Below are 19,250 nucleotides of genomic sequence, written 5' to 3' on the forward strand. Positions count from 1 at the left end.
TGGCGTGCGAAGCCATCCGTGCGCCCCGCGTGCCACGGTGCGCCCCACGGCAACTTCCTTGCGCGCGCGGGAAAGTGAGTGCGCCCGCGCGCGACTACCGTCGGGCGCCGCGTCCCCCATCTCCCCACGCCCCTCATCGCTTACACCCACCACACCCACTCCACTCGCCACACCCACCCCCCAATCACCAACCTCCCCGCCTTTGAGAACTTCGAGGACTTCATGAAGGAACAGATACCGGAGGCGGTGTTCTGGTGCGTGGCCGTCGGCCTGCTCGCCGTCACCGTGCTGCTGGTGCGCCAGCGCGGGATCACCGCGCGGCTGCGCCGACGCACCACCGAGCTGGCCGACGACGTGCGCACCCGGGAGGAGGAGGTGCGGCACCTGGTCGCCGTACGCCTCCCCGCGCTGGCGGACCACGGCCCCCAGCAGCCGCTGGCCGGCGTGGGCCTGCTCGACGCGAGACTCTCCGGCAGCGGCTTCGCGAAGTCCCTCGACCACGTCCTGGAGCGGTTCGCCACCGCCGTGGAGCACGCCCAGGCCCGCGCCGACCAGTCCGCGAAGGCCGCCCTGAAGTCGTCGATGCGCTCGATCCAGGCGCTGGCCAACGAGCAGCAGGTCGCCATCTCCGACATGCAGGACCGCCACGACCGCCCCGACGTGCTGCGCGACCTGCTCGAGATCGACCACGCCAACGCCCAGTTCGGCCGCCGCGCCCAGGCCATCGCCGTACTGTGCGGATCCTGGCCGGGCCGCCAGCGCTCCACGTCCGCGCTGATCGAGGTCGTCCGCGGTGCCACCTCCCGCATCCGTGACTACCGGCGCGTACAGATCCACGGCCAGGCCGACATCGCCGTCGAGAGCCGGGCCGTCGAGCCGGTCGTGCTCACCATCGCCGAGCTGCTCGACAACGCGGCCCGCCACTCACAGCCCAACACCAAGGTCGAGGTCAACGTCCAGTCCGTGCACAACGGCGCCTGCGTGATCATCGACGACGCGGGTGTGGGCATGGACGCCCACGCGACCGAGCGGGCCGCCGCCCTGCTGTCCGGGCGGCACGCGGTGGACGTCACCCGGCTCGACGACCCGCCCCAGTTCGGGTTCGCCGTCATCGGCGTGCTCGCCGCGCGTTACGGGTTCAGCGTCTCCGCCGACACCCGCTCCCCGTACGGAGGCGTCCGTGCCGTCGTGTTCGTGCCGTCCGCCCTGCTCACGCACCGGGACACCGCGGAGGAGCTGCCGCCCGTGACCGCACCGCCCGCCCGCGCCGCCTCCGCCCGTACGCAGGCCGCGTCGGCCCGTACGACCGAGTCCGCCCGCACCACCGCGTCCGGCCGTACGCCCGTGTCCGCCGGCACGTCCGAAGCGGCACCCGCGCCGTCCTCCGCCTCTTCCTCCCGCTCCGCCCCCTCCGTCTCCTCCGCCGACGAGCCGGTGCCCGGCCGGTCCGCCGGGCTGCCGTTGCCCGCCGAGACGGGGGCCGTGGCCGCCACGGCGACCACGGCCGGTGGGCTGCCCAAGCGGCGCCGGCGCGCCCAGGCGCAGGCGGAGCCCGCCGCCGTGACGCAGGAGCCGCCCGCGCCCCTGGACGATCCCGGTGACCGCTCGGCCGAGGAGACCGCCCGCCGCATGGGTGCGTTCGCCCGCGGCACGCTCCACGGCCGTGCCGCCCAGGACACCACCCCCCACGAAGACGAAGGGAACATCCAAGGATGATCGAGCCCACCACGAACAACGAGTTGGGCTGGATGCTCGATGAGGTCCTGAAGGTCCCCGAGGCGCGCCACGCGATTCTGCTCTCTGCCGACGGCATGCTCAGGGCCCACTCCGCGGACATCGGCAGGGACGACGCCGAACGGCTCGCCGCGGGGCTCTCCGGCGTCCAGTCGATCAGCCGCAGCACCGCCGAGTTCTGCGGCAGCCCGCACACTCCCTGGCGCCAGACCCTCATCGAGTTCGCGCACGGTTACGTCTTTCTCGTGGCCGCCGGCGAGGGCGCCTACCTCGCGGTGTCGACCACCGAGCACGTGGACATGGAGGCCGTCACGTACCGCATGCACAAGCTCGTCGACCGGCTCGGCAAGGAACTGACCAGTCCGGCGCGTCGGGACGCCGGCAGCCCGGCATGACACCGCCCAGGCGTCCCGGAGGGAAGCTGGTGCGGCCGTACGTCGTCACGGACGGCCGCTCCCACCCGACCCGCAACACCCTGGACCTGGTCACGCTGCTGATCGCCGCCGACGATCTGCCGCTGACCGGACTGAGCCCCGAGAAGCGGGCGTTGATGGAGCTGTGCCGGCCCGGCGCGCTGTCGGTCGCCGAGGTGGCCGGACATCTGGCGCTGCCGGTCAGCGTCACCAAGGTGCTGATCGCCGACCTCATGGACAGCGGCCACGTCGTCACCCGCGCCCCCATCCCGTCCGCCCGGCCGTCCGAGACCCGCATCCTCCAGGAGGTCCTCGATGGGCTCCGCGCCCGCCTCTGAAGACAGCCCCGCCGGGGGCGTCCACCTGCCGAGCGGTGTGCAGACCGCCGTCAAGGTCCTGATCGTGGGGCACTTCGCGGTCGGCAAGACCACCTTCGTCGGCGCGCTGTCCGAGATCCGGCCGCTGCGCACGGAGGAGGTCATGACCCAGGCGGGCGCCCTCGTCGACGACCTGGCGGGCACGAAGGACAAGACAACCACCACCGTCGCCCTCGACTTCGGCCGCCTCACCCTCAACGACTCCCTCGTGCTGTACCTCTTCGGCACCCCCGGGCAGCAGCGCTTCACCGAGCTGTGGCAGGACATGACCCGCGGCGCGCTCGGCGCGCTCGTCCTCGCCGACACGCGCCGCCTCGGCCAGTCCTTCGACGTCATGGGCGTCCTGGAGGAACTGGGCCTGCCGTACGCCGTCGCCCTCAACGACTTCGACGACGCCTCCGCCGAGCACGACCTGGAAGAGGTCCGCGAGGCCCTCGACCTGCTCCCCGAAACACCCCTCGTACGGTGCGACGCCCGCGACCGGATCTCCTCCACGCACGCGCTGATCGCCCTCGTCGAGTACCTCCTCACCCGCAACGCCGGCAGAGCCGACGGCGGTGCCGACAGTGCCGGCAGCGCCGGCGACAGTGAACTGGAGCACGCGTGACCTCCCCCGAAGCCCCCGGCCCCGTCTCCGCGCCACCTGAGGGCTGCCCCTTCCACCACCCCATGTACGGCCCCGAGTTCGCCGCCGACCCCGGTGCCCTCTACGGGAAGCTGCGGGCGCACGGCAACACCGCGCCCGTCGAACTCGCGCCCGGCGTGCGCGCCACCCTCGTCACCGGGTACGAGGCCGCGCTGCACGTCCTGCGCAGCCCCGAGACGTTCTCCAAGGACCCCCGCCGCTGGCGCGACCTGGCCGACGGGACCGTCGCGCCGGACAGCCCGGTCGTGCCGATGATGATGTACCGGCCGAACGCGCTGTTCACCGACGGCGAGGAGCACCGCAGGCTCCGCGGCGCCATCACCGACAGCCTGGCCCGCGTCGAGCCCAACACCCTGCGCGGATACGTCGAGCGCAGCGCCGACACGCTGATCGACCTGATCGCGCCGCGCGGCGAGGCCGACCTGCTCGGTGAGTACGCCCAGGTCCTGCCGCTGCTCGTCTTCAACCGGCTCTTCGGCTGCCCGCCCGACCTCGGTGAGCGGCTCGTCGAGGGCATGTCCGGGATCTTCGACGGCGTCGACGCGGAGAAGGCCAACGAGCTGCTCACCGTGACCCTGCTCGACCTCATCGCGCTCAAGCGGGCCCGGCCGGGGCAGGACATGACGTCCTGGATGATGGCCCACCCGGCCGCCCTCACCGACGAGGAGATGATCCACGAGCTCGTCGTCCTCATGGGCGCGGGCACCGAGCCCCAGCAGAACCTGATCTCCAACGGGCTGCGGCTGCTGCTCTCCGACGACCGGTTCGCGGGCAGCCTCGGCGGTGGCAGCCTGCCCGTCGAGGACGCGCTCGACGAGGTCCTGTGGACCGATCCGCCGATGGCCAACTACGCGGTGCACTACCCGATTCGGGACGTCGTGTACGAGGGGACGCTGCTGCGCGCCGGTGATCCCGTCGTCATCAGCCTCGCCGCCGCGAACACGGATCCGGCGCTGACGAACGACCAACGTGCGGGCAATCGGGCCCACTTGGCGTGGAGCGCCGGGCCGCACAACTGCCCCGCGCAGAGTCCGGCCCGGTTGATCGCGGCGGTTGCGGTCGAGAAGCTGCTCGACCGGTTGCCCGATGTCGAGCTCGCGGTACCGGTGGGGGAGCTGGAGTGGCGGCCCGGGCCGTTCCACCGGGCGTTGGCCTCGCTGCCGGTGCGGTTTCCTGTGGCGCCGGTGAGTGGGGAGGCGGGGGCCGGCCGGGAGGGGGGTGTGCGGCGGCCGGGGCTGCCCGCGTTCGCCGCCGGCGGGCAGCCGGAGCCGCCTGCGCCCGCGCCGGTCCGCGCGGAGGGTGCGTGGGCGCGGCTTCGGGCGTGGTGGCGTGGGGAGTAGGTAGGGGCTCGCTTTTATCTGCGGGTGGGGGGGGCTGGCTGCAGGTGGAGGCTCGTTTTCGCCTGAAGGTGGGTGGGGGCCGGCTGCGCGGTTCCTCGCGCCCCTGGGGTGATTGGGGCTGAGCCCCGCCTCCTGGGTGAGGGGCCGCGTCGGAATGTCCGCCCGCAGCGGAAGCCGCACCCCCCGTTCACCCCGGTGCCCGCACCTCACGTCACCGTAAGCTGCGGCCACACATCCCGCCACGTCCCCTCCGGCCGCTACCCCACGGGTGTGCGGTCCGGAGAGGGCCGCCTTTCAAACGGGCCTGGGCACAGGTGTCTTCAGGGGCGCGGGGAACTGCGCGGGCAACAAGGACGGACCCGCACGTGCCAATCGGGCCTGGGCACAGGCGCCTTTAGGGGCGCGGGGAACTGCGCGAGCAACAAGGACGGACCGTCACGTGCCAAACGGACCTGGGCACAGGTGCTTTCAGGGGCGCGGGGAACTGCGCGGGCAACGGAAACCGACCTGCACATGGCAAACCACCCCAGGCACCGGTGCCTTCAGGGCGACCCCACCCGTCAGCCAGCCGCGCTCAACCGCACCGGCAGAGACCGATGACCGTTGGAGATGAAGGACGCCACCGGACTCAACTCACCATCAGGCACGGCAAGTTCAAGGCGCGGATACCGCTCGAAGAGTGCAGGCAACGCAATGCGAGCCTCCATCCGCCCCAGCGGCGCGCCAAGGCAGAAATGCACCCCATGACCGAAGGCAAGGTGCTCCTTGCCCACCCGGGTGACATCGAAGAGGTCGGCATCAGCCCCGTGATCCGCGGGGTTGCGCCCGGCGGCAGCGTAGGCCGCAAGGATCGCCTCCCCCTTGCCGATCACCACCCCCTCGGGCCCGCCCAGCTCCCCGACCGCAAGGTCCTCCACGGCGTACCGCAACGGCAGGCTGGCCACGGGCGCCTGGACCCGAAGCGTCTCCTCGATGACGTCGTCCCAGGTGGCCCGCCCGGCCCGGACATGGGCGAGCTGCTCGGGATGGGTCAGCAGCGCGTGAATCGCGTTGTCGATGAGGTTGACCGTGGTCTCGTGCCCCGCACTGATCATCAACACCAGCGTGTCGAGCAGCTCCTGCTCGCTCAGCCGAGTGTCACCCTCGTCGTCGCGCGCGGCGATGAGCGCGGAGGTGAGGTCGTCGCCGGGCGACTCCCGCTTGGCGGCGACGAGTTCACCGAGGGCCGCGTACAGCCTCGTATAGATGTCCGTGACCTCCTCCGGCGTGGCGGCGGTGTTGAAGATGCCGTCCACGACGGCACGCAACTCCGCGCCCTTCTCCTCGGGCAGCCCGAACAACTCGCTGATCACCTGGATCGGCAGCGGATAGCAGAACTCCTCGCGCAGATCGACGACCTCGCTCCGCCGCCCGGCCTCGTCGATACGGTCGAGCAGGGTCTTGGTGATCTCCTCGATACGCGGCTGGAGCGCGGCCGTCCGGCGGGCGGTGAACGCCTTCGACACCAGGGTCCGCAGGCGTTTGTGCTCTCCGCCGTACGCAGTGAACATGTTCTGCACGGCGACCCAGGTGAACAGTGGCCACTCCGGGGAGATCTCCCCGTTGATCCACACCGGCCAGTGCTGCCGCGGGTCCTTCGACACCCGTGGATCGGTGAGCAGCTTCTTGAGCAGGTCCGTACTACTGACCGCCCAGGCCTCCACACCGTCGGGGAGTTCGACCCGGGTCACCGGACCCTGTTCGCGTATCCGTGTCGCCTCGCCGTGGATGTCGCGACCGGACGGGTCGATGACGATGGAGCCCTGCTCTGACATGGGAGCCTCCAGTATCTGAAACGCGAACTGCTCGAACACCAATACGGCGGGTGACGTTACGCGGCCGTAGGGTTCGCGAACGAGAGCGCGCGGGACGTGCTGCGCATGTCGACAAGTTCCCTACGCGTACTGGCAAGTTGGTGAATCGGGTCCGCCCTAGGGTCGTGCTTCCCGGGCGAGAGGCGGTGAGAGCCGGACCATGCCGAGCAGCGATGCCCCCAGATGGCTGCGGCCCCTCGGACCGGACGTGCGGACGCTACCGGCCGGCGAGTGGTGGGACGCGGTGCGGGTTCCGCTGGCCACGGGCCTGAGCATCCTCGAACACCTCGGGCCCCGCACGGGAGCCGTCATCGAGGACGGCTACGGCGGCAGCGGCATCCTCTACTGGCTCGTCCCGCCCGGCGAGGCCGCCGACTGGGACCTCCCACCGGCCCAGATCCTCGGCCCCGGCTCCCACGTGGCCATCCCACCGCGCCACCGTACATACGCCCCCGGTCTGCACTGGCGGGTGCCGCCGACCAGGACCAGGCACTGGACGGACCCGGCCGGCCTCCACGCCGCCCTGCGCGCCACCCTGTCCTGAACGACTTCCGGCGTCCGCCCCTGGGCGTCCGCCCGGGCCGCGACCTCACCCCCGCACTGTCCTGCCGCGGGGATCTTGACGTCGTTGAGTTACCGGTAACATCATGGTTCTCGCAGCGCTGCCGCCGGTGTCCGGGCCGGCTCGTCGCCCACGGGAGCGTGGGCCGTCCACTGGAGTCCCGCTTGAGTGACCACGTGACAGGTCCGACGACCGTGCGACCGGTCGCGAGCGTCCCGAAGCATGCCCAAGTGGCCCCGGACAAGCCCGTGTTCAGCCCGGCGGCCGTGGTCGCCTCCTGCGTCGGCTTCGTCCTCATCGGTGCGCTCCAGGCGCTGTACGGTCCCGCGATCCCCGCCTTCCGCGAGGAGTTCGGGCTCTCGCCCTCGGCCGCCGGACTGGGGCTCAGCGCCCACTTCGTCGGCGGGGTCGCGGGTGTCCTCCTCTTCGACCGGCTGTACGGGCGGCTCGGCAACCGGCAGATCCTCGGCGCCTCGTATCTGCTGATGGGCGTCGGAGCGGCAGGCTTCGCGCTGGCGCCGAACTGGCCGCTCGCCCTGGCCGCCGCCCTGCTCGCCGGGCTGGGCTTCGGCGGCATCGACTACGGGCTCAACCAGCTGTTCGCCGTCGGCTTCGGCCATCGCTCGACCGCCATGCTCAACATCCTCAACGCACACTTCGGCATCGGCGCGATCCTCGGCCCGGCCCTGATCGGCCTGGTCGGCTCCGAGCACTATCCGGCGGTCTTCCTCGTCTTCGCCGCCGCCAACCTGCCGCTGCTGCTGTGCCTCAAGGGCGTACGCGACCATGTGCCGCACCCCGCCACCGGCGGTACCGAGGCCGGTCGTGGCGGGCGGGTGCTCGGCCGCAGCCTCGGGTCCGTGCTCGCCGTCTTCGTCACCCTCTACGTCCTGCACGTGGGCATCGAGGCGGGCGTCGGCGGCTGGGAACCCACCCACCTGGAGACAGTCGGTTACGGCGCCGGGGTCGCCGCCACCGCGACCTCCGTGTACTGGCTGATGATGACCGTCGGCCGCTTTCTCGTGGCACCGATCGCGCTGCGCTACTCCGCCCAGACCATCATCACCGTCTCCTGCGCCGGCATGACGGTCTGCCTGCTGCTGGCCGCCGTACCGGGGCTCGCCCCCTACGCGTACGCCGGTGTCGGGCTGTTCATCGCGCCGATCTTCCCCACCGGGCTGCCCTGGCTCAACAGGGCGGCCCCGAAGGCCCGCAGGGCCGGAGCGGTGGTCATCGCCGCGTCCATGGTCGGCGGGGTCGCGGCCGGACCCGCGCTCGGCAAGGCCATCGAGTGGTCCGGCGTCCGCGCGGTGCCCCTCCTGCTGGGTGCGGTCTCGGCGCTGTGCCTGGCGGCGACGGTGTGGCTGATCCGCGCGACGCGGACTGTCGACACCGACACCGACACCGACACCGACACCGACACGGACGCCGATGCTGATGCCGATGTCCGCTGACTAAGACTCCCCGGTCCGGCCCGGCCGGTCCCCGCCCGAACTCCCTGCCCGAACTCCGTTGAACCGAAAGGAAGTTCACGCATGTCAGCTCTGACGACGTCGTCCGACGGTTTCCTCCTCCACGGCGAGCCGTTCCGCATCATCTCCGGCGCGATGCACTACTTCCGCATCCACCCCGACCAGTGGACCGACCGGCTCCGAAAGGCCCGCCTGATGGGCCTCAACACGGTGGAGACGTACGTACCGTGGAACCTCCACCAGCCGGAGCCCGGCACCCTCGTCCTCGACGGCTTCCTCGACCTGCCGCGCTTTCTGCGCCTCGCCCGCTCCGAGGGACTGCACGTCCTGCTGCGCCCCGGCCCGTACATCTGCGCCGAGTGGGACGGCGGCGGCCTGCCCTCCTGGCTGACCACCGACCCCGACATCCGGCTGCGCAGCAGCGACCCCCGCTTCACGGACGCGCTCGACCGCTATCTCGACCTGCTGCTGCCCCCGATCGTGCCCCAACTGGCCGCGAACGGCGGCCCGGTGATCGCCGTACAGGTGGAGAACGAGTACGGGGCGTACGGCGACGACACCGCGTATCTCGAACACCTCGCCCAGTCCCTGCGCTCGCGCGGCATCGACGAACTCCTCTTCACCTGCGACCAGGCCAACCCCGGGCACCTGGCGGCCGGCAGCCTGCCCGGTGTCCTCGCCACCGCCACCTTCGGCAGCAGAGTCGAGTCCTCCTTGCAGCAGCTGCGCGCGCACCAGCCCGAAGGGCCCCTGATGTGCGCGGAGTTCTGGATCGGCTGGTTCGACCACTGGGGCGAGCCGCACCACGTGCGGGATGCCGAGGACGCCGCCGCCGACCTCGACCGGCTGCTCTCCGCGGGCGCCTCCGTGAACATCTACATGTTCCACGGCGGCACCAACTTCGGCTTCACCAACGGCGCGAACCACGACCACGCGTACGAGCCGATCGTGACGTCGTACGACTACGACGCCGCCCTCACCGAGTCCGGCGACCCCGGCCCCAAGTACCACGCCTTCCGCGAGGTGATCGCCCGCCACGCCCCCGTCCCCGACGAGCCGGTCCCCGCGCCGTCCCGCAAACTCCCGCTCACCACGGTGGAGTTGGACCGTCGGGCCGCGCTGCTCCCGCACGCGACAGCCCTGGCCAAGCCCGTACGCGTCGACGCCGACCCGGTGACGGCGGAGGAGCTGGGCCTGAGGTCGGGCTACGTCCTCTACCGCACCACGGTCCCGGACCACGGCGACGGCGTACTGCATTTCACGGGCGGTGTCGGCGATCGCGCCCAGGTCTTCGTGGACGGCGCCCCCGTCGGCATACTCGAACGTGAACGCCATGAGGAGGCCCTGCCCGTGCGCGTTCCGCGGGCCGGTGCCTCGCTCGACGTGCTCGTGGAGAACATGGGCGGTGTCAACTACGGCCCGCGCATCGGCGCGCCGAAGGGGCTGCTCGGCCCGGTCACCTTCAAGGGCACGGCCCTGCAGGGCTGGGACTGCCATCCGCTGGCACTCGACAACCTGCGCTCCGTGCCCTTCGCCCCGGCGTCCGAGGCGCCCGATGACGCCGGTCCCGCCTTCCACCACGGCACCTTCGAGGTCCACGCGCCCGCCGACACGTTCCTCTCCCTGCCCGGCTGGACCAAGGGCCAGGCCTGGGTCAACGGCTTCCACCTCGGCCGCTACTGGAACCGCGGCCCGCAGCGCACGCTGTACGTCCCGGCGCCCGTACTGCGCCGCGGCACCAACGAACTGGTCCTGCTGGAGCTCCAGGCCACGACCGGCCCGCGCGCGCTCCTCACCGACACCCCCGACCTCGGCCCGGTGAAGCCCTGATGCCGCACCACCTGCGCGTTCCCGCATCCGCCGTACCCCCGTTAGCAGGCCATCTCCCCTTCACCGACGCCCCCGGCGTCCCCGACCCGATCGAGGTCACCAGCCGCTACCTCACCCGCGGGGGCCGCCCGTGGTTCCCGGTCTCCGGCGAGTTCCACTACACCCGTTACCCGGCCCGGGACTGGGAGGAGGAACTCCTGAAGATGAAGGCGGGCGGGGTGACGGCCGTCGCCAGCTACGTCATCTGGATCCACCACGAGGAGGCCGAGGGCCGCCTCCGCTTCGACGGGGACAGGGACCTGCGGCGTTTCGCCGAACTCTGCGGCCGCCACGGCCTGGACTTCATCCCGCGCATCGGCCCCTGGTCCCACGCGGAGGTGCGCAACGGCGGCCTCCCCGACTGGCTGCTGGCCCGAGCCTGCACCCCGCGCACGGACGATCCGGCCTACCTGGCCCCCGTAGGCACCTGGTTCGGGGCGATCGCCGGGCAGTTGCGCGGGCTCGACCGCGCGCACGGCGGCCCCATCGTCGCGATCCAGATCGAGAACGAGCTCTATGACCAGCCCGGCCATCTGCTGACGTTGAAGCGCATGGCACAGGAGGCCGGGCTGAGCGCCCCGCTCTGGACGTCGACGGCGTGGGGCGGGGTCCGACTCCCGCCCGACGAACTGCTTCCGCTCTACGGTGGCTACCCCGAGACCTTCTGGACGGAGGCGGACGGCGGCTGGCCCGACACCTGCCGCAAGCACTTCTTCTTCACCCACCAGCGCGACGACGAGGGCATCGGCGCGGACCTGCGACCGGCCGTCGTACGCGGCGGTGAACCGGCACCCACGGACCGATTCCCGTGGGCCACCTGTGAGTTGGGCGGCGGCATGGCGGTCGCCTATCACCGTCGCCCGTACGTCGACACGGCCGACGTGGGCGCCCTCGGCCTCACCAAGATCGGCTGCGGCTCGGTGTGGCAGGGCTACTACATGTTCCACGGCGGTACGAATCCACCGGGCGAGCTGACATCCCTTCAGGAGTCCCACGCCACCGGCTATCCCAACGACCTGCCGGTCCTCACGTACGACTTCCAGGCCCCGCTGGGGGAGTACGGGCAGTACCGGCCCTCGTACGACGAACTCCGGCTCCAGCACCTGATGCTGGCCGACTTCGGCCATCTGATCGCGCCCATGGAGTCCGTGCTTCCCGAGCGGCGGCCGGCCGGGCAGTACGACCGGGAGACGCTCAGGTGGGCGGTCCGCGCGGACGGGCAGTCCGGTTTCCTCTTCGTCAACAACCATCAGCCCCATGAGCCGCTGCCGGACCATCCGGACACGTCGTTCACGGTGGAGTTCCCTGACGCCGGTGAACTGACGTTTCCCAGTACGCCGGTGACGATCCCTCAAGGAGCCTATTTCTGCTGGCCGTTGCGACTCGACGTGGCCGGACTGCGGCTCGACTGGGCCACCGCCCAGCCCGTCTGCACGGTCGACGCGGACGGTCGTACAGTCCTGGTGCTGGCCGCCGTCGACGGGATCGCCCCCGAACTGGCCCTGGACGCAAGCACGTTGAGGTCGGTCTACGCACCGACGCGGCGGGTCTCCTCGGTCGGTGGCCGCGTCCTGATCAACGGGCTGCGGCCCGGCACCGACGCCCTCGTCGAGGTCATCACGACGGACGGCAACCGGGTCGGCCTCCTGGTCCTGGACGCGGCGACGGCCCGTACCGCCTACCGGGGTGTCGCGTGGGGAACGGAGCGGCTGGTGCTCTGCGCCGACGGTGTCGTCTTCGACGAGCGGGCGGGGGACGGCCGAGGGCAGGGGGATGGGCGGGGGGACGGACAGGAGGAGGGCCGGGGGCAGGGCGAGGTGCGGGTGCACGGTCGGCCGGCCGGGGAACCGTCGCTCGCGGTGCTGCCCGCACCGGAGCGGGCGCCGGTGGTGACGGAGGCGAGTGGGGTGGGGGCGGCGACTGGGCTGACCGGGGCCGTCGTTCGGGAAACGGCGGACGGGGTGCTCACGCGCTACACCGTGCAGGGCGGAGGCCGCCACGCCGTCGTGGAGGCGTCGGCGACGCTGGTCCGGGCCGCCGCGGGACCGGCGCCCGAGCCGGTGACGGGCGTGCTGGGCCGGGCGAGCGCGCCGGCGGACAAGTACTTCGACACGGCGACGGCCGCCGAGTACGCCGTCGCCCTGCCGGACGGCCTTCCGATCCCGGGCACCCTCCTGCGCGTCCACTGGACCGGAGACGTGGCGCGGGCGTACGTGGGGGACACACTCGTGGCGGACCAGTTCGCGGCGGGGCGGGTCTGGGACATCGCCCTGGACCGGCTCCCCGCGGACGCCCTCCGCGAGGAGGGTCTGCGGCTGCGGGTGCTGCCCCGGCACGCGGACGCCCGGGTGTACGTGGCGGCGGAGGCGGCCGCTTCCGAGGCAGCGGAGACGAGTGGGGACGGGGGAGCGGAGGCGGCGCGTACGAGCGGGGCCGGGGGAGCGGTGCCGGCGCGGATCGGGCGGGTCGAGTGGGTGACGGGGCGTACGTGGGTGATGCGGGCGGGCTGAGCCCCCGAGGCCCGGCCGCCGGGTCCCGCTCCCTCCCGGCGGCCTATCCTGTGGGCCAGCCGGGCGGGGCACGACCGCCGGGACGAACCCGAAGGACATCACCCGTCATGACCCGAAGTGCCGGTGACGGCGCGCCGCCCCAAGGCCCTCCCAAGGACCTCCCCAAGGGCCGCAGCCGCCGCAACTTCGCGGGGGCGCGACCGGTGATGGACGACGTGGCGCGCCTGGCCGGTGTCTCCAAGCAGACCGTCTCCCGCGTACTGAACGACAACCCGTCCGTACGCCCCGAGACCCGCGAGGCGGTCCGGACGGCCATGCGCACGCTCGGCTACCGCCCGAGCCGCAGCGCACGCTCCCTGGCGAGCGGCAGAACGCGCATGCTGGGCGTGATCTCCTTCGACGCGGCGCGGTTCGGCCCCGCCTCGATCCTGACGGCGATCAACACGGCGGCCCAGGAGGCCGGTTACCTGGTGAGTTCCATCGCGCTGGACACGGCGGACCGGGCCACCGTCGTACGGGCCGTGGACACACTGTCGGCCGAGGGCGCGGACGGTGTGATCGCCATCGCCCCCCAGCGCTGGGTGGGCAGGGCGCTGGCGGAGGCCCAACTGGACACCCCGCTCATGGTGTTGGAGAACGACCTGGGCAAGGACGCGTCCTTCGTCACGGCGGACAACCGGGCGGGCGCGCGCAAGGCCACCGAACACCTGCTGGCGCTGGGCCACGCGACGGTCTGGCACATCGCGGGCCCCACGGGCTGGCTGTCGGCGGACAGACGGGTCGAGGCCTGGCGGGCCACGCTGGAGGCGGCGGGGGCCGAGGTCCACGAGCCCCTCATCGGCGACTGGAGCGCCGACTCGGGCTACGAACTGGGCCGCCAACTGGCCGTCCGGCCCGAGGTCACCGCGATCTTCGCCTCCAACGACCAGATGGCGCTGGGCCTGCTGCGTGCCCTGTACGAGGCGGGCCGCCGCGTCCCCGACGACGTCAGCGTCGTCGGCTACGACGACATCCCCGAGGCCGCACACCTGCTGCCCCCGCTCACCACGGTCCGCACCGACTTCCCCGAGATCGGCACCCGTTCCCTGCACCTGCTCCTGTCCCAGCTGGACGGCCCGCCCGAGCCGGCCGTCGGCCGCGTCGTACCGGTCGAACTGATCGTCCGGAGGAGCACGGGACCGGCCCCGGGCCGTTGACCTGTGCCCAGGCAGTCCGGGCAGCCCGGCCACGGCTGAGCGCGGCCGGCCGTCGGCCTCGTACGAAGGCCATGGAGCTCGTACGCGGGTCATGGAACTCGTATGCAGACCATGGAAGCTCGTACGCAGGTCATTGAGCTCGCATGCAGGTCATGGAGAAGGAAAATCTGTGCCGATCCGGTGAGTGGCCGGGCACCTCGGCGGGATACAAAGGACACATGCCGGAGCACGAGACCCCAGCCGGGGCCATGGACGATGTCGACGCGGTGACCCATGCGGTGCTGACCGCCTCCCGCCTCCTCGTCGCGGTCTCGGCGCGCTCGCTCGCCGAGGTCGAGGAGCGCGTGACGCTGCCGCAGGTGCGGATGCTGATGGTGCTCGCCACGCGCGGTGCCACCAAGCTGGTCACGCTCGCCGAGCTGCTCCAGGTCGCGCCGTCCACCGCCATGCGCATGATCGACCGGCTCATCGCCGCCGGGCTGGCCGACCGCCGGACCAACCCCACCAACCGCCGCGAGACCCTGCTGCAGCTCACGGAGGAGGGACGGCACACGGTCGCGAACGTGACCGCCCGTCGGCGCGCCGAGATCTCCGCGATCGTCGAACGCCTCACCCCGAAGCAGCGTGAGGGACTCGTCGAGGCGCTGACGGCGTTCAACGAGGCGGGCGGCGAGCCCCTGGCCCCGGCGCTGGACGACGCGGAGCCGTACCCCCTGGGCTGGGTGGACATGCCGGCGACGCACGACGCCTGAGCCCTTCCCTCTGACGGGTCCTCGGGGTCACCCGACGCTCGGGCTGGGAGCCGGCGTCGGGGAGCTCGTGTTCACATCCAGCCCCGGAGGCTCGTTGAGGACGAGGACGGGCGAGCCCGGCTGCGGCGCCGGCGGTGTCGTGTCGTCCTTGGGGAGCTTCGGCGGGGTGGTCTGCTGGAAGTTGACCTGGTCGTAGTTGACGAGGTCGGTCTTCTCCAGCACGGTGATGTGGTCGAGGACGGTGTCGTTGGCCAGGTCGGCCAGCTGCCGGATCATGCTGTTCTGGGTACTGGCCCGGATCTTGGCGATGGTCGGGAAGATCTGCCCGTGCGTCACCCGCATGATGTTCACCGCGGTGGTGTCGAACTGCTTGCCGGTGCTCCCGTCCACGGTCGCCACGAACTGCTGCTGTTGCGGGCTGGCCTGGTTGGGCAGGGTGATGCCCAGCTCGGGAGCGATGTTCCGGCACATCTCGTCGAGCCCGGAGTGCCCCGCGACCAGATGCTCCCCGGCCTCCTTCATCTCCGGCGTCGTCCCCCGCTCCATGGCCATCAGCCCCAGCGGGTGCTCCCACAGCCCCGCCGCCCGAACCTTGATGACGAAGTCCCGGTCGGCCTCCGTCAGCGGCCCGTACCGGGTGTTGGCGATGATCCGCGCCTGGTCGGTCGTCGTCTTCTCTATCCCGACGAGGGCGGGGTAGGCCAGCGCGGTGAGCGTCACGGCCAGCCCACCGATCACGAATACGGTTCCTGCCGTGCGTTGCGTTACACGCATGCGTGCCTCCTGGGTGAACGGCCTGGTCCTCAGGAGGTACGGATGAGAAGCACAATGCAATCATTGCTCAGTATAAATTTTGCACTCTGCCGAACTCGGGACTCTCGGGCTCTCGGACTCTCGGGCTCGCATTCTTCGCACCATCGGCGCAGACGGGTCATACCCCTCAGTACGCCCCTAGGGTGGCCGAGCGTGGGAACGACCCACACCGCCTCTGCTCGGGAGAGGGCGCCATGTCACGCCTGCGCCACGCCAGATGGTCGATTTCATTGATCATGATGTTGGTCGCCGCGATCCAACTGGGCTCGATGCCCACGGCTTCCAGCCACAGCGACCACGGCGGCCACAGCGGTGACGGCGGTGACGGCCGAATGGTCGAGCCGCGCAAGAGGTTGGACGGCCTGACCGGACGAGATGTGATGGCCGAGGGCTGGTATCGGACGTTCACCCTGCCTGCGACAGAAAATCCGTGGTTCGGCAAGGGCGAACGGTGCGTGGAACTCGGACGCACCGGAAAGGTCCTCCTGGTCATTGGCAACGGACCCCCGCAGAACTGCACGGTGAAACAAGGGACGGCGGTGTTCGTCCTCGGACTCATGACTGTCTGCGACGACGTCGAGGAGCCCCCGTACTACGCCGTGGGCGAAGCCGCCCAACGCAAGTGCGCCTGGACCGACCTCCGGACCACCACCGAGTCGGTGCGGCTCACCGTGGACGGCGGCAAAGCCATCGACCTCCAGAAGCGACGCTTCGCAATATGCGCACCCCAGCAGGCGGTTCAACTGCGGCCGGACAATTTCCTGGAGGTACCCGCACAGCCCGTGACCTTCACCGCCTGCGGGTGGGTCGCATGGCTGACAGAGCTCGCACCGGGCCGACACGTCCTCAACTCACGAGCAACGTACGTCGACGGCTCCGCGCCGCATGTATGGGCGCCCGTCATCAACGTGGTCCGCAAGAACCACAACTGAGGACAGTCGCCGTCGCCGAATTCGCTGTACTCCGAGATCCGCGACGCGCTGTCAACGTCCTGTCAGTGACCCATGGCACGATCGCGAACATGACATCGATCGACGAGCCGTTAGTTCTGGAGACGGCCGCCAAGTACGGCGTTCCGGTCCCCGTCGCACAGGAGTTGCTGGCCCGGACCCGGCCGTGCCTCTACCTGGTGCCGTACGAGCAACTGCCCGCGTCCCGGCGGGAGAACGCCCGCCCCGCCGCACGAACGGGCGGACTCCCCGCACTGCCGGACGGCCTGGACTGGCCCGAACCGCGATACCCACTCGTACTGAGCGTCGACTGCGCGGCCCTGCCTCACGACATCCTGGACATCGAACTGCCCGCCGACGGCCACCTGTTGCTGTTCACCGAGATCGAGTACCCGCCGGAGTCGTCCGCGGTGCTCCACGTCCCTGCCGGAGCACACACCACGGAGCGCTCGGCCACGTATGACCTCAACGGTGAGACCGAGCAGGTCAGGGTCTACGAACCACACACCCTGTATCCGGTGCCCGGCCTGACCCTCGAGGGTGACGCGGAAGGAGGCCCGCAGACCCGCGCGTTCCTGGACGAAGACGGAGCGAAGGACGGAGCCGAGGACGCGCTGGACAGTTTCGAGGCAGCCGTCCTCGACATGGCCTTCGGCGGACCTCGCCCCGGCGTCTGCGTACAACTCGGCGGGTTCTCCGACTCGTGGGACATGGCACCGGACGTGGGCGATCTCGTACTCTTCGCGCAACTGGCCGGGCAGGCGATCGACGACAACGTATTCACCATGAACCTGATCGTGGGCACACGGGAGGACGTCGCCGCCCGACGGTATACCGGCCTCCAGTACGACCAGCAGTGCTGAGCTGGGCCTGCGTCGCTCCGGACGGTCTCGCGCGGGTACCGGGATACCGGGATCACTCCTGGATGGAGGCCATGCCCATCGGCGCGTAGCGGTCTCCTGCCGCGGCTCGGACCGGAACCGCGGCGCTCAGCCTGGCGACGGTCGCGGGGGCGAGGTCGATGCCGGCGGCGAAGTTCCGTTCGAGCCAGGTGCGCCGCTTCGTACCGGGAACAGCCGTGACTCTGTCCCACTCCGCTCTGTCGACATGGCTCAACGCGGGGGTCGACCCGACCGAGGTCGCCGAACGGGCGGGCAACAGTGTCGAGGTCCTGTTGGGCCGCTACGCCAAGTGCATTGACGGGCGGCAGGAGATCGCCAACCGGAAGATCGAGGAGCTGTTGCGCGAGTACGAGTGAAGCCGGGAGGTGTGCCTTGTCGCTGGCCCGCATCCCTGTCAGGCTCCTGAGCGCGCTTTCAGGGACTGGCGGAAGTCGAGGTAGGAGAGCGCTATGACCAGAAGCGGAACAATGATCCATAGCAGGGCGTAGCGGAGCCAGCCTTCGGTCAGAGTAGCGACAAGAACCACTGCGACGACGCTTCCGACGAAGCCGAAGAACTGCCGGTAGGAGCGGAAGGCACCGACCATGGCCGCGTGGCTTGCGGCAGGATCGTCTTCTTCGGCGAACGCGGTGCGCATGGGGTGGCTGTCGCCCTCACGTCTGGCTCGCTGCCAGGCGAAGAACCAGCGTCCGAGCACGTAGAGGACGAACGTTCCCAGGAAGATCCACCACTCGGTGGCATTGTCGGGCAGTGAGCGCGCCAGTGTCATGGGCACCGCATTCCCCGGGCTCGGGGGAGTAGACGGTTCCGCGTTCGCGCTGGAGGCGACGCTGCGTGCTGCTCTTGGATAATGGGGCAGTTGACCAGGGACGATGCTCCAAGATCCTGTCCATGAATAGTCCACAGACGCCGACATAGGGCCGCTCAGGGTGGCATTCGGCTGCGTAGGGCTGTAGATACGCGAAGACCCCGGCCTCAGCGTTTCCGCTGGTGACGGGGTCTTTGGGCACCGTATGAAGAGTGCCCCCGGCAGGATTCGAACCTGCGCACACGGCTCCGGAGGCCGTTGCTCTATCCCCTGAGCTACGGGGGCGTGTCGGGCGCGGTGTTTGCGGCGACGGGTAGAACCCTACCAGCTCTTTCGGGGTCGTCATGAACGGGTTTTGGGGGTGGGGGAGGGGGTGTCGAGGGCCGTTCCGATCTTGGGTGGCGGGTGGGTTACGGGCCGGTTCGGGATCCCCCGCGCGGGGTGGAAGTGGGGAAAAGCCGGACGCGGCCCCACGTGCCGACCTACCCTCAAGTTGTGCCAGGCGCGTCGGGTCGGGTGCTTGTTGTAGACGACAACAAGGTCATCCGGCAACTGATCAGGGTCAATCTCGAGCTGGAGGGTCTCGAGGTCGTGACCGCGGCCGACGGTGTCGAGTGCCTGGACGTCATCCACCAGGTCCGTCCCGATGTGGTCACCCTCGATGTGGTCATGCCCCGGCTCGACGGACTGCGTACCGCCGCCCGGCTCCGTGCCGATCCGCGGACCCGTAACCTCCCCCTCGCCATCGTGAGCGCCTGCAGCCAGTACGAGGTCGAGAACGGCCTCGATGTCGGCGTCGACGCCTTCCTCGCCAAGCCCTTCGAGCCCGCCGAACTGGTCCGACTTGTACGCCAGTTGTTGGAGCGGCGAGAGGCTCCGGCCACCAGCGCCTCTTTTGAGGGTGCCGAGAGCGTCTGTGGTTCCGGCGAGACCGAGCGCGCCGGCCGCACCGGCAGCTGAGGCGACGACGACCGAGGTCCCCCACCCGAGACCGTCGAGACCGTTACGACCATCCGTCATCCGTCATCCGTCATCCGTCATGCGTCATCCACC

At 70.7% G+C, this 19,250-nt stretch carries 17 protein-coding genes, 1 tRNA gene and 1 pseudogene; 15 read left to right on the top strand and 4 right to left on the bottom strand.

Features of this window, described 5'->3' with window-relative positions; translation table 11 throughout:
* Positions 1 to 222: 222 nt before the first annotated feature.
* The 5 genes from ACN20J_RS32820 to ACN20J_RS32840 all read left to right on the top strand — a co-directional run bounded on the left by ACN20J_RS32820 (position 223) and on the right by ACN20J_RS32840 (position 4,510).
* Positions 223 to 1,716 (top strand): ATP-binding protein, encoded by a 1,494-nt coding sequence (locus ACN20J_RS32820; RefSeq protein WP_190232163.1) that lies wholly within the window; start codon positions 223 to 225, stop codon positions 1,714 to 1,716.
* Positions 1,713 to 2,129 (top strand): roadblock/LC7 domain-containing protein, encoded by a 417-nt coding sequence (locus ACN20J_RS32825; RefSeq protein WP_055616679.1) that lies wholly within the window; start codon positions 1,713 to 1,715, stop codon positions 2,127 to 2,129. Before ACN20J_RS32820 ends, ACN20J_RS32825 begins: the two co-directional genes overlap by 4 nt.
* Positions 2,126 to 2,485: a DUF742 domain-containing protein gene (locus ACN20J_RS32830; RefSeq protein WP_055616678.1), complete on the top strand. Its 360-nt coding sequence runs from the start codon at positions 2,126 to 2,128 to the stop codon at positions 2,483 to 2,485. The genes ACN20J_RS32825 and ACN20J_RS32830 overlap by 4 nt, the downstream gene beginning before the upstream one ends.
* On the top strand, positions 2,463 to 3,131 hold the full coding sequence (locus ACN20J_RS32835; protein ID WP_190232162.1) for a GTP-binding protein: 669 nt from the start codon (positions 2,463 to 2,465) through the stop codon (positions 3,129 to 3,131). Before ACN20J_RS32830 ends, ACN20J_RS32835 begins: the two co-directional genes overlap by 23 nt.
* A gap of 62 nt (positions 3,132 to 3,193) precedes the next feature.
* Positions 3,194 to 4,510, top strand: a complete 1,317-nt coding sequence (locus ACN20J_RS32840; protein ID WP_419669001.1) for a cytochrome P450 — start codon at positions 3,194 to 3,196, stop codon at positions 4,508 to 4,510.
* A gap of 560 nt (positions 4,511 to 5,070) precedes the next feature.
* On the opposite strand, the gene ACN20J_RS32845 is transcribed toward ACN20J_RS32840, so the two are convergent.
* Positions 5,071 to 6,324 carry a cytochrome P450 family protein gene (locus tag ACN20J_RS32845; protein WP_189837612.1) on the bottom strand — a complete coding sequence of 418 codons (1,254 nt, stop codon included), beginning with the start codon at positions 6,322 to 6,324 and terminating at the stop codon, positions 5,071 to 5,073.
* A gap of 199 nt (positions 6,325 to 6,523) precedes the next feature.
* Between ACN20J_RS32845 and ACN20J_RS32850 the strand changes: the two genes are divergently transcribed.
* The 6 genes from ACN20J_RS32850 to ACN20J_RS32875 all read left to right on the top strand — a co-directional run bounded on the left by ACN20J_RS32850 (position 6,524) and on the right by ACN20J_RS32875 (position 14,724).
* Complete coding sequence (locus ACN20J_RS32850) at positions 6,524 to 6,907, top strand: hypothetical protein (RefSeq protein ID WP_189837613.1); 384 nt, start codon at positions 6,524 to 6,526, stop codon at positions 6,905 to 6,907.
* Between the two features lie 266 nt (positions 6,908 to 7,173).
* Complete coding sequence (locus ACN20J_RS32855; protein WP_419669002.1) at positions 7,174 to 8,379, top strand: MFS transporter; 1,206 nt, start codon at positions 7,174 to 7,176, stop codon at positions 8,377 to 8,379.
* Positions 8,380 to 8,460: 81 nt separating this feature from the next.
* Positions 8,461 to 10,227 (top strand): beta-galactosidase, encoded by a 1,767-nt coding sequence (locus ACN20J_RS32860; RefSeq protein ID WP_419667406.1) that lies wholly within the window; start codon positions 8,461 to 8,463, stop codon positions 10,225 to 10,227.
* Entirely contained in the window at positions 10,227 to 12,776 is a 2,550-nt protein-coding gene (locus tag ACN20J_RS32865) for a beta-galactosidase (protein WP_419667407.1), read from the top strand. Before ACN20J_RS32860 ends, ACN20J_RS32865 begins: the two co-directional genes overlap by 1 nt.
* A 107-nt stretch (positions 12,777 to 12,883) precedes the next feature.
* A complete protein-coding gene (locus ACN20J_RS32870) occupies positions 12,884 to 13,972 on the top strand; it encodes a LacI family DNA-binding transcriptional regulator (RefSeq protein WP_189837616.1) in 1,089 nt (362 codons plus the stop codon).
* A gap of 218 nt (positions 13,973 to 14,190) precedes the next feature.
* Positions 14,191 to 14,724, top strand: a complete 534-nt coding sequence (locus tag ACN20J_RS32875) for a MarR family winged helix-turn-helix transcriptional regulator (RefSeq protein WP_419667408.1) — start codon at positions 14,191 to 14,193, stop codon at positions 14,722 to 14,724.
* A 27-nt stretch (positions 14,725 to 14,751) separates the two neighbouring features.
* On the opposite strand, the gene ACN20J_RS32880 is transcribed toward ACN20J_RS32875, so the two are convergent.
* Entirely contained in the window at positions 14,752 to 15,498 is a 747-nt protein-coding gene (locus tag ACN20J_RS32880) for a DUF4142 domain-containing protein (RefSeq protein WP_189837618.1), read from the bottom strand.
* A gap of 233 nt (positions 15,499 to 15,731) precedes the next feature.
* Here ACN20J_RS32880 and ACN20J_RS32885 point away from each other — a divergent pair, with 233 nt between their 5' ends.
* The 3 genes and pseudogenes from ACN20J_RS32885 to ACN20J_RS32895 all read left to right on the top strand — a co-directional run.
* Positions 15,732 to 16,469 (top strand): hypothetical protein, encoded by a 738-nt coding sequence (locus tag ACN20J_RS32885; protein WP_419667409.1) that lies wholly within the window; start codon positions 15,732 to 15,734, stop codon positions 16,467 to 16,469.
* A gap of 89 nt (positions 16,470 to 16,558) precedes the next feature.
* Complete coding sequence (locus ACN20J_RS32890) at positions 16,559 to 17,350, top strand: DUF1963 domain-containing protein (protein ID WP_419667410.1); 792 nt, start codon at positions 16,559 to 16,561, stop codon at positions 17,348 to 17,350.
* Between the two features lie 221 nt (positions 17,351 to 17,571).
* Positions 17,572 to 17,745, top strand: a pseudogene (locus tag ACN20J_RS32895) (site-specific integrase); the annotation flags it as partial.
* Positions 17,746 to 17,783: 38 nt separating this feature from the next.
* Here the strand turns inward: ACN20J_RS32895 and ACN20J_RS32900 are convergent.
* Both ACN20J_RS32900 and ACN20J_RS32905 read right to left on the bottom strand, forming a co-directional pair.
* Positions 17,784 to 18,158, bottom strand: coding sequence for a hypothetical protein (locus tag ACN20J_RS32900; RefSeq protein ID WP_419667411.1), 375 nt, complete (start codon positions 18,156 to 18,158; stop codon positions 17,784 to 17,786).
* A gap of 252 nt (positions 18,159 to 18,410) precedes the next feature.
* Positions 18,411 to 18,482 (bottom strand) — tRNA-Arg (locus ACN20J_RS32905).
* 156 nt (positions 18,483 to 18,638) lie between these two features.
* Here ACN20J_RS32905 and ACN20J_RS32910 point away from each other — a divergent pair.
* Entirely contained in the window at positions 18,639 to 19,157 is a 519-nt protein-coding gene (locus ACN20J_RS32910) for a response regulator (RefSeq protein WP_189837647.1), read from the top strand.
* The last annotated feature ends 93 nt before the right edge of the window (positions 19,158 to 19,250 follow it).

It is taken from the genome of Streptomyces sp. 2-1, assembly GCF_048564895.1.
GTDB classification, from domain to species: Bacteria; Actinomycetota; Actinomycetes; order Streptomycetales; family Streptomycetaceae; genus Streptomyces; species Streptomyces phaeochromogenes.